The following is a 17745-nucleotide window of genomic DNA, read 5'->3' as shown; positions in this document are numbered from 1 at the left end:
CCCCCCCCCCCCCCCCCCCCCCCCCCCCCCCCCCCCCCCCCCCCCCCCCCCCCCCCCCCCCCCCCCCCCCCCCCCCCCCCCCCCCCCCCCCCACGTTTCTGCTCAACCCGCGGAAGGGGTCAGCTCTCCTCGTGGGAGACCGCGCGACGCGCGTCCGCGTCCAGTACGCCCCAGCTGATCAGCTGCTCGGTGAGGACCGAGGGCGACTGGTCGTAGATGACGGCGAGTGTGCGCAGGTCGTCCTGGCGGATCGAGAGGACCTTGCCGTTGTAGTCACCGCGCTGGGACTGGATCGTGGCCGCGTAGCGCTGCAGCGGGCCCGCCTTCTCGACCGGGACGTGGGCAAGGCGCTCCAGGTCCAGGACCAGCTTCGGCGGGGGCTCGGCGGCGCCGCCCGGCGTGGTGCCCGGCAGCAGTTCCTGTACCGGGACCCCGTAGAAATCCGCCAACTCGGCGAGGCGCTGTACGGTCACGGCACGGTCACCGCGCTCGTACGAACCGACCACGACCGCCTTCCAGCGTCCCTGGGACTTCTCCTCGACACCGTGGAGGGAAAGGCCCTGCTGGGTGCGGATCGCCCGGAGCTTGGCCCCGAGCTGTTTGGCGTATTCGCTGGACATATAGCTCCCCGGCACTGTGTCGACGCGGCTGGGCCGCGCGGCTGGTAACTCACTGTGAGGTTACGCAGCGTGATTCTTCTGCGTCAAGCCGAATGGTCCACACCGACTCTTCCGTGGTATCGATGACCGGTTGGGCCAAAGGGGTGACAGTGGGGCGGCAGGGGGGTGATCAGGCGTGTCGTCCCGGCCTGCTACCGTGGATGGCGCAATTCCGACGTCCTTTAAGGTCCGTCCCGTGAGGCGGAGAAGGAGGTCCGTTTCGTATGGACAAGCAGCAGGACAACCAGCAGGACGCGCAGCACGACGCGCACGTGTCAGAGGCGAGGCCCGTCCTCGAAGGCCCTGACATCGCGCGGGTGCTGACCCGCATCGCCCACGAGATCGTCGAGCGCGCCAAGGGCGCCGACGACGTGGTGCTCCTCGGCATCCCGACCCGAGGCGTCTTCCTCGCCCAGCGGCTCGCCGCCAAGCTGGAGCAGATCACCGACCGCAAGACCCCGGTCGGCTCGCTCGACATCACCATGTACCGCGACGACCTGCGCATGCGCCCGCCGCGCGCGCTGGCCCGCACCGATATCCCCGCTGACGGCATCGACGGCAAGCTGGTCGTCCTCGTCGACGACGTGCTCTTCTCCGGCCGCACCATCCGCGCCGCCCTCGACGGTCTGAACGACATCGGGCGCCCCCGCGCGGTCCAGCTCGCGGTCCTCGTCGACCGCGGCCACCGCGAACTGCCCATCCGCGCCGACTACGTCGGCAAGAACCTCCCCACGTCGCTGCGGGAGACGGTCAAGGTCCAGCTCGCCGAGGAGGACGGTCGCGACACCGTGCTGCTCGGTGTGCAACAGACCCCTCCGGGCGCGCGGCAGTAGCCCTCCGGCGTACGACGCTGTCGCACGCCTGCCCACGCGCGCCCGGAATCTCCCGAAAACCTGAACTGCCTTACGGAGCCTGACAGATGCAGCGTCATCTCATCTCGGCCGCCGACCTCACCCGCGACGACGCCGTCCTGATCCTCGACACCGCCGAGGAGATGGCCCGGGTCGCCGACCGGCCGATCAAGAAGCTGCCGACCCTGCGCGGCCGCACGATCGTCAACCTCTTCTTCGAGGACTCCACCCGCACCCGGATCTCCTTCGAGGCCGCCGAGAAGCGCCTCTCCGCGGACGTCATCAACTTCTCCGCCAAGGGCTCCAGCGTCTCCAAGGGCGAGTCCCTGAAGGACACCGCCCAGACGCTGGAGGCCATGGGCGTCGACGCCGTCGTCATCCGGCACGGCGCCTCCGGAGCCCCGTACCGCCTGGCGAACTCCGGGTGGATCGACGCCGCCGTCGTCAACGCCGGCGACGGCACCCACCAGCACCCCACCCAGGCCCTGCTGGACGCCTTCACGATGCGCCGCCGACTCGTCGGCCGGGACGCCGGGATCGGCCAGGACCTGTCCGGCAAGCGCATCACGATCGTCGGAGACATCCTGCACAGCCGGGTCGCCCGCTCCAACGTCGACCTGCTGCACACCCTCGGCGCCGAGGTCACCCTCGTCGCCCCGCCCACCCTGGTGCCGGTCGGCGTCGAGACCTGGCCCTGCGAGGTCTCCTACGACCTCGACACCACCCTGCCCAAGTCGGACGCGGTGATGATGCTGCGCGTGCAGCGCGAGCGCATGAACGCCGCCTTCTTCCCGACCGAGCGCGAGTACTCCCGCCGCTACGGCCTCGACGGCGACCGCATGGCGCGGATGCCCGAGCACGCCATTGTGATGCACCCCGGCCCGATGGTCCGCGGCATGGAGATCACCGCGGAGGTCGCCGACTCCGAGCGCTGCACCGTCGTCGAGCAGGTCGCAAACGGAGTGTCCATCCGGATGGCCGTCCTGTACCTGCTGCTCGGTGGAGCTGTGTTCGATTCGAAAAACGTGCCCGCCGTCACCCAGACCCGTACCGAGGAGAAGTAAGGCCCATGAGCAAGATCCTGATCCGTGGTGCGAAGGTGCTCGGCGGCGAGCCGCAGGACGTCCTGATCGACGGCGAGGTCATCGAGGCCGTCGGTACGGGACTCCCCGCCGAGGGCGTCCAGGTCGTCGAGGCCGACGGCAAGGTGCTCCTGCCGGGGCTCGTCGACCTGCACACCCACCTGCGTGAGCCCGGCCGCGAGGACTCCGAGACGGTGCTGACCGGCACGCGCGCGGCCGCCTCCGGTGGCTACACCGCCGTGTTCGCCATGGCCAACACCTTCCCGGTCGCCGACACGGCCGGTGTCGTCGAGCAGGTCTACCGGCTCGGCCAGGAGCACGGCTACTGCGACGTGCAGCCCATCGGCGCCGTCACCGTCGGCCTGGAGGGCAAGAAGCTCGCCGAGCTGGGTGCCATGCACGAGTCGGCGGCCGGCGTCACCGTCTTCTCCGACGACGGCAAGTGTGTCGACGACGCCGTGATGATGCGGCGGGCCCTGGAGTACGTGAAGGCGTTCGGCGGGGTCGTCGCCCAGCACGCGCAGGAGCCGCGGCTGACCGAGGGCGCCCAGATGAACGAGGGCATCGTCTCGGCCGAGCTGGGGCTCGGCGGCTGGCCGGCGGTGGCCGAAGAATCGATCATCGCCCGGGACGTCCTGCTGGCCGAGCACGTCGGCTCCCGCGTCCACATCTGCCACCTGTCGACCGCTGGCTCCGTCGAGATCGTCCGCTGGGCCAAGTCCCGCGGCATCGACGTCACCGCCGAGGTCACCCCGCACCACCTCCTCCTCACCGACGAGCTGGTCCGCTCGTACAACCCGGTCTACAAGGTCAACCCGCCGCTGCGCACCGAGCGTGATGTGCACGCCCTGCGCGAGGCGCTCGCCGACGGAACCATCGACATCGTCGCCACCGACCACGCCCCGCACCCGCACGAGGACAAGGACTGCGAGTGGGCCGCGGCCGCCATGGGCATGGTCGGCCTGGAGACCGCGCTGTCAGTGGTCCAGGAGACGATGGTCGAAACCGGGCTCCTCGACTGGGCCGGGGTCGCCGACCGCATGTCCTTCAAGCCCGCCCGGATCGGCCAGGCCAGGGGCCATGGGCGTCCCGTCTCGGCAGGTGAGCCCGCCAACCTCACGCTCGTCGACACGGCATACCGTGGGCAGGTGGACCCCGCGGGCTTCGCCTCGCGCAGCCGCAACACCCCGTACGAGGGGCGTGAGCTGCCGGGCCGTGTCACGCACACATGGCTGCGGGGCAAGGCCACGCTCGTCGACGGGAAGCTGACGTGACATCTGCTGCACTACTGCTCGCGGCCGATCAGAAATCGGCCGAAGTGACCGACTGGGCCGCGCGGATCGGCTGGGTGGTCGGTCTCGGCCTCTTCGTCGCGCTGGTCTACTGGCTGATGCGCGAGGGCTGGAAGTGGCGCGGCACGCTCCAGGGCGACCTTCCCGAACTGCCGACCGCGCCGGACGAGCCGGGTGAGGCGAAGCTCACGATGAGCGGCCGCTACCACGGCTCGACCACGGCCGGGCAGTGGCTGGACCGCATCGTGGCCCACGGCCTCGGCACCCGCAGCCGCGCCGAGCTCACCCTGACGGACGCGGGCCTGAACGTCGTACGCCCCGGGGCGACCGACTTCTTCATCCCGGCCGACGCGCTGCGCGAGGCCGTGCTCGGCAAGGGCATCGCCGGCAAGGTCCTCACCGAGGGCGGTCTGCTCCTGGTGACCTGGGCGCACGGCGAGCGGCTGATCGACTCGGGCTTCCGCTCGGACCACGCGGCCGAGCACAGCGAGTGGGTCGAGGTCATCAACTCCATGATCAAAAAGACGGAACCTCAGACAGAAACCCAGACGGAAACGGAAGGCGCACGATGACGACCTCCACCAGGGGAACCCAGAAGGTCCCCGCCGTACTCGTCCTGGAGGACGGCCGGACCTTCCGCGGCCGCGCCTACGGGGCCGTGGGGGAGACCTTCGGCGAAGCGGTGTTCTCCACCGGCATGACCGGCTACCAGGAGACCCTGACCGACCCGTCCTACGACCGCCAGATCGTCGTCGCCACCGCCCCGCAGATCGGCAACACCGGCTGGAACGACGAGGACGACGAGTCCCGCCGCATCTGGGTCTCCGGCTACGTCGTCCGCGACCCCGCGCGTGTGCCCTCCAACTGGCGCGCCAAGCGCTCCCTCGACGACGAACTGATCGCGCAGAACATCGTCGGCATCTCCGGTATCGACACCCGCGCGCTCACCCGCCACCTGCGCGAGCGCGGCTCCATGCGCGCCGGCATCTTCTCGGGCGAGGCCATCGCCGCCGAGTCCGAGCTCCTCGCGCGCGTGCAGGCCCAGCCGCACATGAAGGGCGCGAGCCTCTACGAGGAGGTCGCCACCCAGGAGGCGTACGTCGTCCCCGCGGTCGGCGAGAAGCGGTTCACCGTCGCCGCGATCGACCTCGGCATCAAGGGCATGACCCCGCACCGCATGGCCGAGCGCGGCATCGAGGTGCACGTGCTGCCGGCCACCGCGTCGGCCGAGGACGTCTACGCCGTGAACCCCGACGGCGTGTTCTTCTCCAACGGCCCCGGCGACCCGGCCACCGCCGAGGGCCCGGTCGCGCTGATGACCGAGGTGCTGGAGCGCAAGACGCCTCTGTTCGGCATCTGCTTCGGCAACCAGATCCTCGGCCGCGCCCTCGGCTTCGGCACGTACAAGCTGAAGTACGGCCACCGCGGCATCAACCAGCCGGTCCAGGACCGTACGACGGGCAAGGTCGAGGTCACCGCGCACAACCACGGATTCGCCGTGGACGCGCCGCTCGACAAGGTCAGCGAGACCAGGTTCGGGCGCGTCGAGGTCTCGCACGTCTGCCTGAACGACAACGTCGTGGAGGGTCTCCAGCTGCTCGACCAGCCGGCCTTCTCCGTCCAGTACCACCCCGAAGCGGCCGCCGGTCCGCACGACGCCGCCTACCTGTTCGACCGCTTCACGTCTTTGATGAACACAGTCCTGATGGAGGGCCAGCGTGCCTAAGCGCACCGATATCCAGTCCGTCCTGGTCATCGGCTCCGGCCCGATCGTCATCGGCCAGGCCGCCGAGTTCGACTACTCCGGCACCCAGGCGTGCCGCGTCCTGAAGTCCGAGGGCCTGCGGGTCATCCTCGTGAACTCCAACCCGGCGACGATCATGACCGACCCGGAGATCGCCGACGCCACCTACGTCGAGCCGATCACCCCGGAGTTCGTCGAGAAGATCATCGCCAAGGAGCGCCCCGACGCCCTGCTGCCCACCCTGGGCGGTCAGACGGCCCTCAACACCGCGATCTCGCTGGACGAGAACGGCGTCCTGGCGAAGTACGGCGTCGAGCTCATCGGCGCCAACGTGGAGGCCATCCACAAGGGCGAGGACCGCGACCAGTTCAAGCTGGTGGTCGACGCGGTCAAGGCGAAGATCGGGCACGGCGAGTCCGCCCGTTCGGTCATCTGCCACTCCATGGACGACGTCCTCCAGGGCGTCGAGGAGCTCGGCGGCTACCCCGTCGTCGTCCGCCCCTCCTTCACCATGGGCGGCGCCGGCTCCGGCTTCGCCCACGACGAGGAGGAGCTGCGCCGCATCGCGGGCCAGGGCCTCACTCTGTCGCCGACCACCGAGGTGCTCCTGGAGGAGTCCATCCTCGGCTGGAAGGAGTACGAGCTGGAGCTGATGCGCGACAAGCACGACAACGTCGTGGTCGTCTGCTCCATCGAGAACTTCGACCCCATGGGCGTGCACACCGGCGACTCGATCACCGTCGCCCCGGCGATGACGCTGACCGACCGCGAGTATCAGATCCTGCGCGACATCGGCATCGCCGTGATCCGCGAGGTCGGTGTCGACACCGGCGGCTGCAACATCCAGTTCGCGGTGAACCCCGAGGACGGCCGCGTCATCGTCATCGAGATGAACCCGCGCGTGTCGCGCTCGTCGGCCCTCGCGTCCAAGGCGACCGGCTTCCCGATCGCCAAGATCGCGGCGAAGCTCGCCGTCGGTTACACCCTCGACGAGATCCCGAACGACATCACGCAGGAGACCCCGGCCTCCTTCGAGCCGACGCTCGACTACGTGGTCGTGAAGGCCCCGCGGTTCGCCTTCGAGAAGTTCCCGAGCGCCGACTCCACGCTCACCACCACCATGAAGTCGGTCGGCGAGGCCATGGCCATCGGCCGCAACTTCACCGAGGCCTTCCAGAAGGCACTGCGCTCGCTGGAGAAGAAGGGCAGCCAGTTCACGTTCGTCGGCGAGGCCGGCGACAAGGACGAGCTGCTCGCGGAGGCCGTGCGGCCCACCGACGGCCGGATCAACACCGTCATGCAGGCCATCCGCGCGGGTGCCACGCCGGAGGAGGTCTTCGACTACACGAAGATCGACCCCTGGTTCGTCGACCAGCTCTTCCTGATCAAGGAAGTCGCGGACGAGCTCGCCGCCGCCGACCGGCTGGACGTCGAGCTGCTCGCCGAGGCCAAGCGGCACGGCTTCTCCGACCAGCAGATCGCCGAGATCCGCGACCTGCGCGAGGACGTCGTGCGCGAGGTGCGGCACGCGCTGGGCGTCCGCCCGGTCTACAAGACGGTCGACACCTGCGCCGCCGAGTTCGCCGCGAAGACGCCGTACTTCTACTCCTCCTACGACGAGGAGAGCGAGGTCGCGCCCCGCGAGAAGCCCGCGGTCATCATCCTGGGCTCCGGCCCCAACCGCATCGGCCAGGGCATCGAGTTCGACTATTCCTGCGTCCATGCCTCCTTCGCGCTCAGCGACGCGGGCTACGAGACCGTGATGGTCAACTGCAACCCGGAGACCGTCTCCACCGACTACGACACCTCCGACCGCCTGTACTTCGAGCCGCTCACGCTCGAAGACGTGCTGGAGATCGTCCACGCGGAGGCGCAGGCCGGCCCGATCGCCGGTGTCGTCGTGCAGCTCGGCGGCCAGACCCCGCTGGGCCTGGCACAGGCCCTCAAGGACAACGGCGTGCCCGTCGTCGGCACCCCGCCCGAGGCCATCCACGCGGCCGAGGACCGGGGCGCCTTCGGCCGCGTCCTCGCCGAGGCCGGCCTGCCGGCTCCCAAGCACGGCACCGCCACCACCTTCGCCGAGGCCAAGACCATCGCCGACGAGATCGGCTACCCGGTCCTCGTACGACCCTCCTACGTCCTCGGCGGCCGCGGCATGGAGATCGTCTACGACGAGACCCGTCTGTCGTCGTACATCGCCGAGTCGACGGAGATCAGCCCCTCCCGGCCGGTCCTCGTCGACCGCTTCCTCGACGACGCGATCGAGATCGACGTCGACGCCCTCTACGACGGCCAGGAGCTCTACCTCGGCGGCGTCATGGAGCACATCGAGGAGGCCGGCATCCACTCCGGCGACTCGGCGTGCGCCCTGCCCCCGATCACGCTCGGCGGCTTCGACATCAAGCGCCTGCGCGCCTCGACCGAGGCCATCGCCAAGGGCGTCGGCGTCCGCGGCCTGATCAACATCCAGTTCGCGATGGCCGGCGACATCCTCTACGTCCTGGAGGCCAACCCGCGCGCCTCGCGCACCGTCCCCTTCACCTCGAAGGCGACCGCGGTGCCGCTGGCGAAGGCCGCCGCCCGGATCTCGCTGGGCGCGACCATCGCCGAACTGCGCGCCGAGGGGCTCCTCCCGGCGACCGGCGACGGAGGCGAACTGCCGCTGGACGCGCCGATCTCCGTCAAGGAGGCCGTGATGCCGTGGACCCGCTTCCGGGACACCTCCGGCCGCGGCGTCGACACCGTCCTCGGCCCGGAGATGCGCTCCACCGGCGAGGTCATGGGCATCGACTCCGTCTTCGGCACGGCCTACGCCAAGTCGCAGGCGGGCGCCTACGGTCCGCTGCCCACCAAGGGCCGCGCGTTCATCTCGGTCGCCAACCGCGACAAGCGCTCGATGATCTTCCCGGCGCGCGAGCTGGTCGCCCACGGCTTCGAGCTGCTCGCCACTGCTGGCACGGCTGAGGTCCTCAAGCGCAACGGCATCAAGGCCACCGTCGTGCGGAAGCAGTTCGAGGGCACCGGACCGAACGGCGAGAAGACCATCGTCCAGCTCATCCACGACGGCGAGGTCGACCTCATCGTCAACACCCCGTACGGCACCGGCGGCCGTCTCGACGGCTACGAGATCCGTACGGCGGCCGTGGCGCGGTCCGTGCCGTGTCTGACGACGGTCCAGGCGCTCGCCGCCGCCGTCCAGGGCATCGACGCCCTCAACCACGGTGACGTGGGCGTCCGTTCGCTCCAGGAACACGCGGAACACCTGACCGCGGCCCGCGACTAGCAGCCCACGAGGGGGACACCGGAAACGGTGTCCCCCTCTTCTTGAGGACACCATGTACACGATTTTCTTCCGTCTCATCTTCAGGCGCATGGACCCCGAGCAGGCCCACCACCTGGCCTTCCGCTGGATCCGCCTGGCCGCGCGCATTCCCGTGCTGCGTACCTTCGTCGCGGCCGTGTCGGCGCCCCGCTACAGGGAACTGCGGACGGAGGCCTTCGGTCTGCGCATGCACGGCCCCTTCGGGCTCGCCGCCGGCTTCGACAAGAACGCCGTCGCGATCGACGGCATGTCGATGCTCGGCTTCGACCACGTCGAGATCGGCACCGTCACCGGGGAGCCCCAGCCGGGCAACCCGAAGAAGCGGCTGTTCCGGCTCGTGAAGGACCGGGCCCTGATCAACCGCATGGGCTTCAACAACGAGGGCTCGCTGGCCGTCGCCGCCCGCCTGGCCTCCCGTACGCCCGTCTTCAAGACCGTGGTGGGCGTCAACATCGGCAAGACCAAGGTCGTACCCGAGGAGGAGGCCGTCGGCGACTACGTGAAGTCGGCCGAGCGGCTCGCGCCGTACGCGGACTACCTGGTCGTGAACGTGTCGTCGCCGAACACGCCGGGTCTGCGGAACCTCCAGGCCACGGAGGCGCTGCGGCCCCTGCTGAGCGCCGTCCGGGAGGCCGCCGACCGTACGGTGCCGTCCCGTCGTGTGCCGCTGCTGGTGAAGATCGCCCCGGACCTCGCCGACGAGGACGTGGACGCCGTCGCCGACCTGGCGGTGGAGCTGGGCCTGGACGGGATCATCGCCACGAACACCACCATCGCGCGCGAGGGACTCGGTTTGAAAACCGAACCCTCGGTGGTGAAGGAGGTCGGCGGGCTCTCGGGAGCTCCGCTCAAGGCGCGCTCCCTGGAGGTGCTGCGCCGCCTCTACGCGCGCGTGGGCGACCGGATCACCCTCGTCGGTGTCGGCGGCATCGAGAACGCCGAGGACGCCTGGCAGCGCATCCTGGCGGGCGCCACGCTGGTACAGGGCTACAGCGCCTTCGTCTACGAGGGGCCGTTCTACGCTCGCGACCTCCACAAGGGGCTCGCCGCACGCCTGCGCACGAGCCCGTACGCCACCCTCGCCGACGCGGTCGGCGCGGACGTCCGGAAGACGGGGAAGGCCGCATGACCGCTCTGGAACCCTTCGGTGCCCGCCTGCGCCGCGCGATGGACGAGCGCGGTCCGCTGTGCGTCGGCATCGACCCGCACGCCTCCCTCCTCGCCGAGTGGGGCCTGAACGACGACGTGACGGGCCTGGAGCGGTTCAGCCGCACCGTCGTCGAGGCCATGGCCGACCGCGTGGCCGTGCTGAAGCCGCAGAGCGCGTTCTTCGAGCGCTTCGGCTCGCGCGGCGTCGCCGTACTGGAGAAGTCGGTCCAGGAGGCCCGGGCGGCCGGCGCCCTGGTCGTGATGGACGCCAAGCGCGGCGACATCGGCTCCACCATGGCCGCGTACGCCGAGTCCTTCCTGCACCAGGACGCCCCGCTGTTCTCGGACGCCCTCACCGTCTCGCCCTACCTCGGCTACGGCTCGCTGAGCCCCGCCGTCGCGCTGGCGCGCGAGAGCGGCGCGGGCCTGTTCGTGCTGGCGCTGACCTCCAACCCGGAGGGCGGTGAGGTCCAGCACGCGGTGCGGGCGGACGGCCGCAACGTCGGTGCGACGATGCTGGCCCACCTGGCGGCCGAGAACGCGGGGGAGGAGCCCCTGGGCTCCTTCGGGGCGGTCGTCGGCGCCACGCTCGGTGACCTGTCGTCGTACGACCTCGACATCAACGCCCCTCTCCTCGCGCCCGGCATCGGTGCGCAGGGGGCCACCCCTGCGGACCTTCCGGGAGTCTTCGGCGCGGCCGTGCGCAATGTCGTGCCGAACGTCAGCCGGGGTGTGTTGCGTCACGGTCCCGACGTCGTCGCGCTGCGTGACGCCGCGAGCCGTTTCGCGGCGGAGATCCGGGCCGCGGTGGCGGCCGACTGAGGGTCCTTGGGTGCTGTTCGAGGCCTCGGGCGGGTGTCGTCGCGGGGCCTCAGGGCCGACTTGAGGCTGGATACATCCTCAAATCCAGGGCAGTATGTCTGAAATATCCTGTCCTGACAGAGGCTGACCAGGACTTTTCCGCTGTTCTCGCTGACTCCGGCGGACTTGCCCGCTAGTCTCCGACGAGAGTGAACGGGCAGAGCGTGTTGCTCGTAGCTCCCCAGGTGAGGGGCGACTAGGTTCCTCACCGGTCCGTATCCGACAAGTTCGACATCCGAGGTGACGTAGGCGTGGCTCTTCCGCCCCTTACCCCCGAACAGCGCGCAGCCGCGCTCGAAAAGGCCGCCGCGGCTCGCCGGGAGCGGGCCGAGGTCAAGAATCGACTGAAGCACTCCGGCGCCTCTCTTCACGAGGTCATCAAGCAGGGCCAGGAGAACGACGTCATCGGCAAGATGAAGGTCTCCGCCCTCCTGGAGTCCCTGCCGGGCGTGGGCAAGGTCCGCGCCAAGCAGATCATGGAGCGACTCGGTATCTCCGAGAGCCGCCGTGTGCGCGGTCTCGGTTCCAACCAGATCGCCTCCCTGGAGCGTGAGTTCGGCAGCACCGGTTCCTGATCCCGGGTCCACCGGGAAGGGAGTCCCGGGCACTCCGGGATTGCTGGAATAATCGCTGTATGGCTGCAACATTCCGGGGGACGACCCCCGAGCCCCCGGGCGTACGTCCGCGGCTGACCGTGCTCTCCGGCCCTTCGGGGGTCGGCAAGAGCACGGTCGTCGCTCATATGCGCAAGAAACACCCCGAGGTCTGGCTCTCGGTGTCGACGACGACCCGTAAGCCACGCCCCGGTGAGAAGCACGGAGTCCACTACTTCTTCGTCACCGACGACGAGATGGACAAGCTGATCGCCAACGGTGAGCTGCTGGAGTGGGCCGAGTTCGCCGGCAACCGCTACGGCACGCCGCGTGGGGCCGTGCTGGAGCGGCTGGAGGCGGGGGAACCCGTCCTGCTGGAGATCGACCTCCAGGGTGCTCGGCAGGTTCGCGAGACGATGCCCGAGGCCCAGTTGGTGTTCCTGGCTCCGCCCTCCTGGGAGGAGCTGGTGCGCCGACTCACCGGACGGGGTACCGAGCCGCCCGAGGTGATCGAGCGTCGTCTGGAGGCGGCCAAGGTCGAGCTGGCGGCCGAGCCGGAGTTCGACGTGACCCTGGTCAACACCTCCGTCGAGGACGTGGCGCGCGAGCTGCTAGCCTTGGTGGATGTCGTGTGATCGTGAAGGTCACACTTCACCATTCTTTCCCATCCATCGGAAGGTAGAGCGTGTCCTCTTCCATCTCCGCGCCCGAGGGCATCATCAACCCGCCGATCGACGAGCTCCTCGAGGCCACCGACTCGAAGTACAGCCTCGTGATCTACGCGGCCAAGCGGGCCCGCCAGATCAACGCGTACTACTCGCAGCTCGGCGAGGGCCTCCTCGAGTACGTCGGTCCGCTCGTCGACACCCATGTCCACGAGAAGCCGCTCTCGATCGCCCTGCGCGAGATCAACGCGGGTCTGCTGACGTCCGAGGCCGTCGAAGGCCCGGCGCAGTAGTACTTTCACAACGCGTGTGACTTTATCCACAGGCCCGGCAGTGCTACTGCCGGGCCTGTGGTGTGAGATGGACCCGTACGTTGCCGAGCCGGGGAGAGACGGTGGACAAGCCCAAGGTCGTTCTGGGGGTCAGCGGCGGAATCGCCGCCTACAAGGCCTGTGAGCTGCTGAGAAGGTTCACGGAGTCCGGCCATGACGTACGGGTCGTGCCCACCGCCTCCGCCCTGCACTTCGTCGGCGCCGCCACGTGGTCCGCGCTCTCCGGCAACCCGGTCTCGAACGAGGTGTGGGACGACGTCCACGAGGTCCCGCACGTCCGCATCGGCCAGCACGCCGACCTCGTCGTCGTCGCGCCCGCGACCGCCGACATGCTCGCCAAGGCCGCCCACGGCCTCGCCGACGACCTCCTCACCAACACCCTGCTCACCGCCCGCTGTCCGGTCGTGTTCGCCCCCGCCATGCACACCGAGATGTGGGAGCACCCGGCCACCCAGGAGAACGTGGCGACGCTGCGCCGCCGGGGCGCCGTCGTCATCGAACCGGCCGTCGGCCGCCTCACCGGCGTCGACACCGGCAAGGGCCGGCTCCCCGACCCCGCCGAGATCTTCGAGGTCTGCCGCCGGGTGATCGCCCGCGGCGCGAGCGAGCCGGACCTCGCCGGGCGGCATGTCGTCGTCAGCGCCGGCGGCACCCGCGAACCCCTCGACCCCGTCCGCTTCCTCGGCAACCGCTCCTCCGGCAAGCAGGGCTACGCCCTCGCCCGTACGGCCGCCGCGCGCGGCGCCCGCGTCACGCTGATCGCCGCGAACGCGAACCTGCCGGACCCGGCGGGCGTCGACGTCGTCCCGGTCGGCACGGCCGTGCAGCTGCGCGAGGCGGTGCTCAAGGCGGCCGCGGACGCCGACGCCGTCGTCATGGCCGCGGCGGTCGCCGACTTCCGCCCGCAGACCTATGCGGCCGGGAAGATCAAGAAGAAGGACGGCAAGGACCCGGATCCCGTCGTCCTCGTACGGAATCCGGACATCCTCGCGGAGATCTCGGCCGACCGCGCCCGCCCCGGACAGGTGGTCGTCGGCTTCGCCGCCGAGACCGACGACGTCCTGTCCAACGGCCGGGCGAAGCTGGCGCGCAAGGGCTGCGACCTGCTCGTGGTGAACGAGGTGGGCGAGCGCAAGACCTTCGGCTCCGAGGAGAACGAGGCGGTCGTCCTGGGCGCCGACGGCAGCGAGACCGCCGTACCGTACGGCCCCAAGGAGAACCTGGCCGACGCGGTGTGGGATCTTGTGGTGGGGCGCCTGGACTGAGGGTTTCACCCGTTTCCCAGTTCACCCGAACCCCCGCATTCGGGCGTGGCGCCTCTGGCCAAGGGCGCTGGCCTTGGGCAGAATGCCTGTGCCGCAGGTCACAGCACTTCCGAGAGACGAGACAGGGAGGCCCCTGGCCGAGCTCGACCGATAAACTGTTCGCGGACGACGGCGGGCGCAGCTCCCGTCCCGTCCGCCCATGATCAGCCAGCAGCCGCTGCAACCCCAGGGAGCGTTGTGTCCCGTCGCCTGTTCACTTCGGAGTCTGTGACCGAGGGTCACCCCGACAAGATCGCTGACCAGATCAGTGACACCATTCTCGACGCGCTTCTGCGCGAGGACCCGACCTCCCGGGTCGCGGTCGAGACCCTGATCACGACCGGTCTGGTGCACGTGGCCGGAGAGGTCACCACCAAGGCCTACGCCCCGATCCCCCAGCTCGTGCGGGACAAGATCCTCGAGATCGGCTACGACTCCTCCAAGAAGGGCTTCGACGGCGCCTCCTGCGGCGTGTCGGTGTCGATCGGCGCCCAGTCACCGGACATCGCGCAGGGCGTCGACACGGCGTACGAGTCCCGTGTCGAGGGCGACGAGGACGAGCTGGACCGCCAGGGCGCCGGCGACCAGGGACTGATGTTCGGCTACGCGTCGGACGAGACGCCCACGCTGATGCCGCTGCCGATCTTCCTGGCGCACCGCCTGTCGAAGCGCCTGTCGGACGTCCGCAAGAACGGCACGATCCCCTACCTGCGCCCCGACGGCAAGACGCAGGTCACCATCGAGTACGACGGCGACAAGGCGATCCGCCTTGACACGGTCGTCGTCTCCTCCCAGCACGCCTCCGACATCGACCTGGACTCGCTCCTGGCGCCCGACATCCGCGAGTTCGTCGTGGAGCCGGAGCTGAAGGCGCTCCTGGACGAGGGCATCAAGCTGGACACCGAGAACTACCGCCTCCTGGTCAACCCGACCGGCCGCTTCGAGATCGGCGGCCCGATGGGTGACGCCGGCCTGACCGGCCGCAAGATCATCATCGACACCTACGGCGGCTTCGCCCGGCACGGCGGCGGCGCCTTCTCCGGCAAGGACCCGTCGAAGGTGGACCGCAGCGCCGCCTACGCGATGCGCTGGGTCGCGAAGAACGTCGTCGCCGCGGGCCTGGCCTCCCGCTGCGAGGTCCAGGTCGCCTACGCGATCGGCAAGGCCGAGCCGGTCGGTCTGTTCGTCGAGACCTTCGGCACCGCCAAGATCGACACCGAGAAGATCGAGAAGGCGATCGACGAGGTCTTCGACCTCCGCCCGGCCGCCATCATCCGCGACCTCGACCTCCTCCGCCCGATCTACGCCCAGACCGCCGCGTACGGCCACTTCGGCCGCGAACTCCCCGAGTTCACCTGGGAGCGCACGGACCGCGTGGACGCGCTGCGCGAAGCCGCGGGGCTGTAAGTCCCGGCGCGATGTCTCGCGGGGCCCGGTTCTCCTTCTGGAGGCCGGGCCTCGGTGCTTCTCGCTGCTTCTGGGGTCGCGTCGGCGAGCGGCAGAAATGGCTGGAGGGTCGACGCAGGGAGCCTTCGGGCGCTCTTGGCTGTCAGTGGAGTTTGGTAAGAATGCAAGCGTGAGCAGCGAGAACGGGCAGGGGGGCGGCGGCGGGGCCGGGGAGGGCGCGCCGCCGGAGCAGCTCGCGTTCATTCGGGAGAGTGTGCGGAAGGCGAAGGCGCCGCGGGCGAAGCCGCGGACGTGGCGGGGGGCCGCGTTGGCGAAGGAGCTGCCCGTCGCGCGGGTGCTGGTCGACAAGGGTGTGCTGCATCTCGACCGGTACTTCGACTACGCCGTTCCGGAGGAGCTGGACGCCGAGGCGCAACCCGGGGTGCGGGTGCGGGTGCGGTTCGGGGCCGGGCGGCACCGGGTGCGGGACGGGCGGCGTGAGGGCGGCGGGCTCATCGACGGGTTCCTCGTCGAGCGGCTCGCCGAGTCGGACTACTCAGGGCCGCTGGCCGCGCTCGCCCAGGTCGTCTCGCCCGAGCCCGTGCTGAGCCCGGAACTGCTGGGGCTGGCCCGGGCCGTCGCCGATCGGTATGCGGGGAGTCTGGCCGACGTATTGCAGCTCGCCGTGCCGCCGCGCAGCGCGCGGGCCGAGCAGCGGCCCTCGCCCGCGCCGTTGCCGCCGCCGGGGGCGCCGGAGGCGGGGTCCTGGGGGCGGTACGAGCGTGGGGGCGTGTTCCTCGAGGCGCTGGCCGGAGGGAGCGCCCCGCGGGCCGTGTGGAACGCGTTGCCCGGGCCCGAGTGGAGCGAGGAGATCGCGCGGGCCGTCGCGGCCACGTCGGCCTCCGGGCGAGGCGCGCTCGTCGTGGTGCCGGACGGGCGGGCCGCCGCCCGGGTCGACGCCGCGTTGACGTCCTTGCTGGGTGAGGGGCGGCATGCGCTGCTGACCGCCGACGCCGGGCCGGAGAAGCGGTACCGGGAATGGCTCGCCGTGCGGCGCGGGTCCGTTCGGGCCGTCGTGGGGACGCGGGCGGCCATGTTCGCGCCGGTACGGGACCTGGGACTCGTCGTGCTCTGGGACGACGGGGACGACAGCCACAGTGAGCAGCACGCGCCGCAGCCCCATGCGCGAGAGGTGCTGCTGCTTCGGGCCGCCCAGGACAAGTGTGCCTTCCTGCTGGGGAGTTGGAGCTGCACCGTGGAGGCCGCCCAGCTCGTGGAGAGCGGGTGGGCCAGGCCGTTGGTCGCCGCGCGGGAGCAGGTGCGGCGCGTGGCACCGCTCGTACGGACCGTGGGGGACCAGGATCTCGCGCGGGACGAGGCCGCCCGGGCCGCCCGGTTGCCGACCCTCGCCTGGCAGGCCGTCAGGGACGGGCTGCGCAACGGCCCGGTGCTCGTGCAGGTGCCCCGGCGGGGATATGTGCCGCGCATGGCCTGTGCGCAGTGCCGGGCGCCGGCCCGTTGCCGGCACTGTTCCGGGCCGTTGGAGGCGCGCGAGGGGGGCGCGGGCGGTGCGGGTGCAGCGGGCGGCGGTGGCCTGTGGTGTGGGTGGTGCGGGCGGGAGGAGAGCGGCTGGCACTGTCCCGAGTGCGGGTCCTTCCGGCTGCGGGCGCAGGTCGTGGGGGCGCGGCGCACCGCCGAGGAACTGGGGCGGGCGTTTCCGGCCGTTCCGGTGCGGACGTCGGGGCGCGAGCATGTGCTGGACACCGTGCCGGGGGCGCCCGCGCTGGTCGTGAGTACACCGGGGGCCGAGCCCGTCGCCGAGGGCGGGTACGCGGCGGCGCTGCTGCTGGACGGGTGGGCCATGCTCGGGCGGCCCGATCTGCGGGCGGGGGAGGACGCGCTGCGGCGGTGGATCGCGGCCGCCGCGCTCGTACGGCCGCAGGGGGACGGGGGGACGGTGGTCGTCGTCGCCGAACCGACGTTGCGGCCCGTGCAGGCGCTGGTGCGGTGGGATCCCGTCGGGCATGCGGTGCGGGAGCTCGCCGAGCGGGCCGAGCTGGGCTTTCCGCCGGTGTCGCGGATGGCGGCCGTATCGGGGACGGCGGAGGCCGTGGCCGAGTTTCTCGGTGCGGTCGAACTGCCGTCGGAGGCCGAGGTCCTGGGACCCGTGCCGTTGCCTGTCACCGCGGCAGGGCGGCCGAGGCGGCCGGGGGCGCCGCCTCCCGGGGAGCACTGGGAGCGGGCGCTGGTCCGGGTGCCGCCGGGCAGGGGTGCGGCCCTCGCGGCCGCGCTGAAGGCCGCGCAGGCGGCTCGGATGGCGCGGGGTGGGGGCGGCGGTGGGGGAGAGCCCGGGATGCGGGTGTGGGTGCGGATCGATCCGGCTGATATCGGGTGAGGGGTCGTGTTGTTGGCGTGTGTGGAGGGCGGTTTGCGGTGGGGGCGGGCGCCTCAGACGGCGTCCGCCGTCGTGCCGTTGGTGTCGGTAGAGGGCGGGTTTGTGGTGGG

General features: G+C 70.7%; 15 protein-coding genes. 14 read left to right on the top strand and 1 reads right to left on the bottom strand.

Annotated features, from left to right (window positions below):
• Window positions 1-119 precede the first annotated feature (119 nt).
• On the bottom strand, window positions 120-620 hold the full coding sequence (gene bldD / locus AC067M_RS38730; protein ID WP_009313753.1) for a transcriptional regulator BldD: 501 nt from the start codon (window positions 618-620) through the stop codon (window positions 120-122).
• Window positions 621-883: 263 nt separating this feature from the next.
• Between bldD and pyrR the strand changes: the two genes are divergently transcribed.
• The 14 genes from pyrR to AC067M_RS38660 all read left to right on the top strand — a co-directional run bounded on the left by pyrR (window position 884) and on the right by AC067M_RS38660 (window position 17635).
• Entirely contained in the window at window positions 884-1492 is a 609-nt protein-coding gene (pyrR, locus tag AC067M_RS38725; RefSeq protein ID WP_478701689.1) for a bifunctional pyr operon transcriptional regulator/uracil phosphoribosyltransferase PyrR, read from the top strand.
• Window positions 1493-1578: 86 nt separating this feature from the next.
• Window positions 1579-2574: an aspartate carbamoyltransferase catalytic subunit gene (locus AC067M_RS38720; RefSeq protein ID WP_478701688.1), complete on the top strand. Its 996-nt coding sequence runs from the start codon at window positions 1579-1581 to the stop codon at window positions 2572-2574.
• 5 nt (window positions 2575-2579) lie between these two features.
• Window positions 2580-3866, top strand: coding sequence for a dihydroorotase (locus AC067M_RS38715; protein WP_478701687.1), 1287 nt, complete (start codon window positions 2580-2582; stop codon window positions 3864-3866).
• On the top strand, window positions 3863-4456 hold the full coding sequence (locus AC067M_RS38710; RefSeq protein WP_478701686.1) for a PH-like domain-containing protein: 594 nt from the start codon (window positions 3863-3865) through the stop codon (window positions 4454-4456). The genes AC067M_RS38715 and AC067M_RS38710 overlap by 4 nt, the downstream gene beginning before the upstream one ends.
• Complete coding sequence (gene carA, locus AC067M_RS38705; RefSeq protein WP_478701685.1) at window positions 4453-5610, top strand: glutamine-hydrolyzing carbamoyl-phosphate synthase small subunit; 1158 nt, start codon at window positions 4453-4455, stop codon at window positions 5608-5610. Before AC067M_RS38710 ends, carA begins: the two co-directional genes overlap by 4 nt.
• Window positions 5603-8911, top strand: coding sequence for a carbamoyl-phosphate synthase large subunit (gene carB / locus AC067M_RS38700; RefSeq protein ID WP_478701684.1), 3309 nt, complete (start codon window positions 5603-5605; stop codon window positions 8909-8911). Before carA ends, carB begins: the two co-directional genes overlap by 8 nt.
• A gap of 52 nt (window positions 8912-8963) precedes the next feature.
• Entirely contained in the window at window positions 8964-10079 is a 1116-nt protein-coding gene (locus tag AC067M_RS38695; RefSeq protein ID WP_478701683.1) for a quinone-dependent dihydroorotate dehydrogenase, read from the top strand.
• Complete coding sequence (gene pyrF / locus AC067M_RS38690) at window positions 10076-10921, top strand: orotidine-5'-phosphate decarboxylase (protein WP_478701682.1); 846 nt, start codon at window positions 10076-10078, stop codon at window positions 10919-10921. Before AC067M_RS38695 ends, pyrF begins: the two co-directional genes overlap by 4 nt.
• A 290-nt stretch (window positions 10922-11211) precedes the next feature.
• Window positions 11212-11535 carry an integration host factor gene (locus AC067M_RS38685; protein WP_003977346.1) on the top strand — a complete coding sequence of 108 codons (324 nt, stop codon included), beginning with the start codon at window positions 11212-11214 and terminating at the stop codon, window positions 11533-11535.
• 59 nt (window positions 11536-11594) lie between these two features.
• Window positions 11595-12188: a guanylate kinase gene (gmk, locus tag AC067M_RS38680; RefSeq protein ID WP_478701681.1), complete on the top strand. Its 594-nt coding sequence runs from the start codon at window positions 11595-11597 to the stop codon at window positions 12186-12188.
• A 50-nt stretch (window positions 12189-12238) separates the two neighbouring features.
• Complete coding sequence (gene rpoZ, locus AC067M_RS38675) at window positions 12239-12511, top strand: DNA-directed RNA polymerase subunit omega (RefSeq protein WP_003988945.1); 273 nt, start codon at window positions 12239-12241, stop codon at window positions 12509-12511.
• 101 nt (window positions 12512-12612) lie between these two features.
• Window positions 12613-13815: a bifunctional phosphopantothenoylcysteine decarboxylase/phosphopantothenate--cysteine ligase CoaBC gene (coaBC, locus tag AC067M_RS38670; RefSeq protein WP_478701680.1), complete on the top strand. Its 1203-nt coding sequence runs from the start codon at window positions 12613-12615 to the stop codon at window positions 13813-13815.
• A gap of 237 nt (window positions 13816-14052) precedes the next feature.
• Entirely contained in the window at window positions 14053-15261 is a 1209-nt protein-coding gene (metK, locus tag AC067M_RS38665) for a methionine adenosyltransferase (RefSeq protein ID WP_478701679.1), read from the top strand.
• Between the two features lie 169 nt (window positions 15262-15430).
• A complete protein-coding gene (locus AC067M_RS38660; RefSeq protein WP_478701678.1) occupies window positions 15431-17635 on the top strand; it encodes a primosomal protein N' in 2205 nt (734 codons plus the stop codon).
• Window positions 17636-17745: the final 110 nt, after the last annotated feature.

This window comes from Streptomyces sp. NPDC043427, from assembly GCF_056436655.1.
The sequence above is the reverse complement of the archived record's forward strand: the minus strand, read 5'-3'. Positions and strand labels throughout refer to the sequence as shown.

What these genes read in the sequence shown, in the direction of transcription:
- bldD (WP_009313753.1), bottom strand. Translation starts at nt 620, where the DNA reads ATGTCCAGCGAATACGCCAAACAGCTCGGGGCCAAGCTCCGGGCGATC.
- pyrR (WP_478701689.1), top strand. Translation starts at nt 884, where the DNA reads ATGGACAAGCAGCAGGACAACCAGCAGGACGCGCAGCACGACGCGCAC.
- AC067M_RS38720 (WP_478701688.1), top strand. Translation starts at nt 1,579, where the DNA reads ATGCAGCGTCATCTCATCTCGGCCGCCGACCTCACCCGCGACGACGCC.
- AC067M_RS38715 (WP_478701687.1), top strand. Translation starts at nt 2,580, where the DNA reads ATGAGCAAGATCCTGATCCGTGGTGCGAAGGTGCTCGGCGGCGAGCCG.
- carA (WP_478701685.1), top strand. Translation starts at nt 4,453, where the DNA reads ATGACGACCTCCACCAGGGGAACCCAGAAGGTCCCCGCCGTACTCGTC.
- AC067M_RS38695 (WP_478701683.1), top strand. Translation starts at nt 8,964, where the DNA reads ATGTACACGATTTTCTTCCGTCTCATCTTCAGGCGCATGGACCCCGAG.
- pyrF (WP_478701682.1), top strand. Translation starts at nt 10,076, where the DNA reads ATGACCGCTCTGGAACCCTTCGGTGCCCGCCTGCGCCGCGCGATGGAC.
- gmk (WP_478701681.1), top strand. Translation starts at nt 11,595, where the DNA reads ATGGCTGCAACATTCCGGGGGACGACCCCCGAGCCCCCGGGCGTACGT.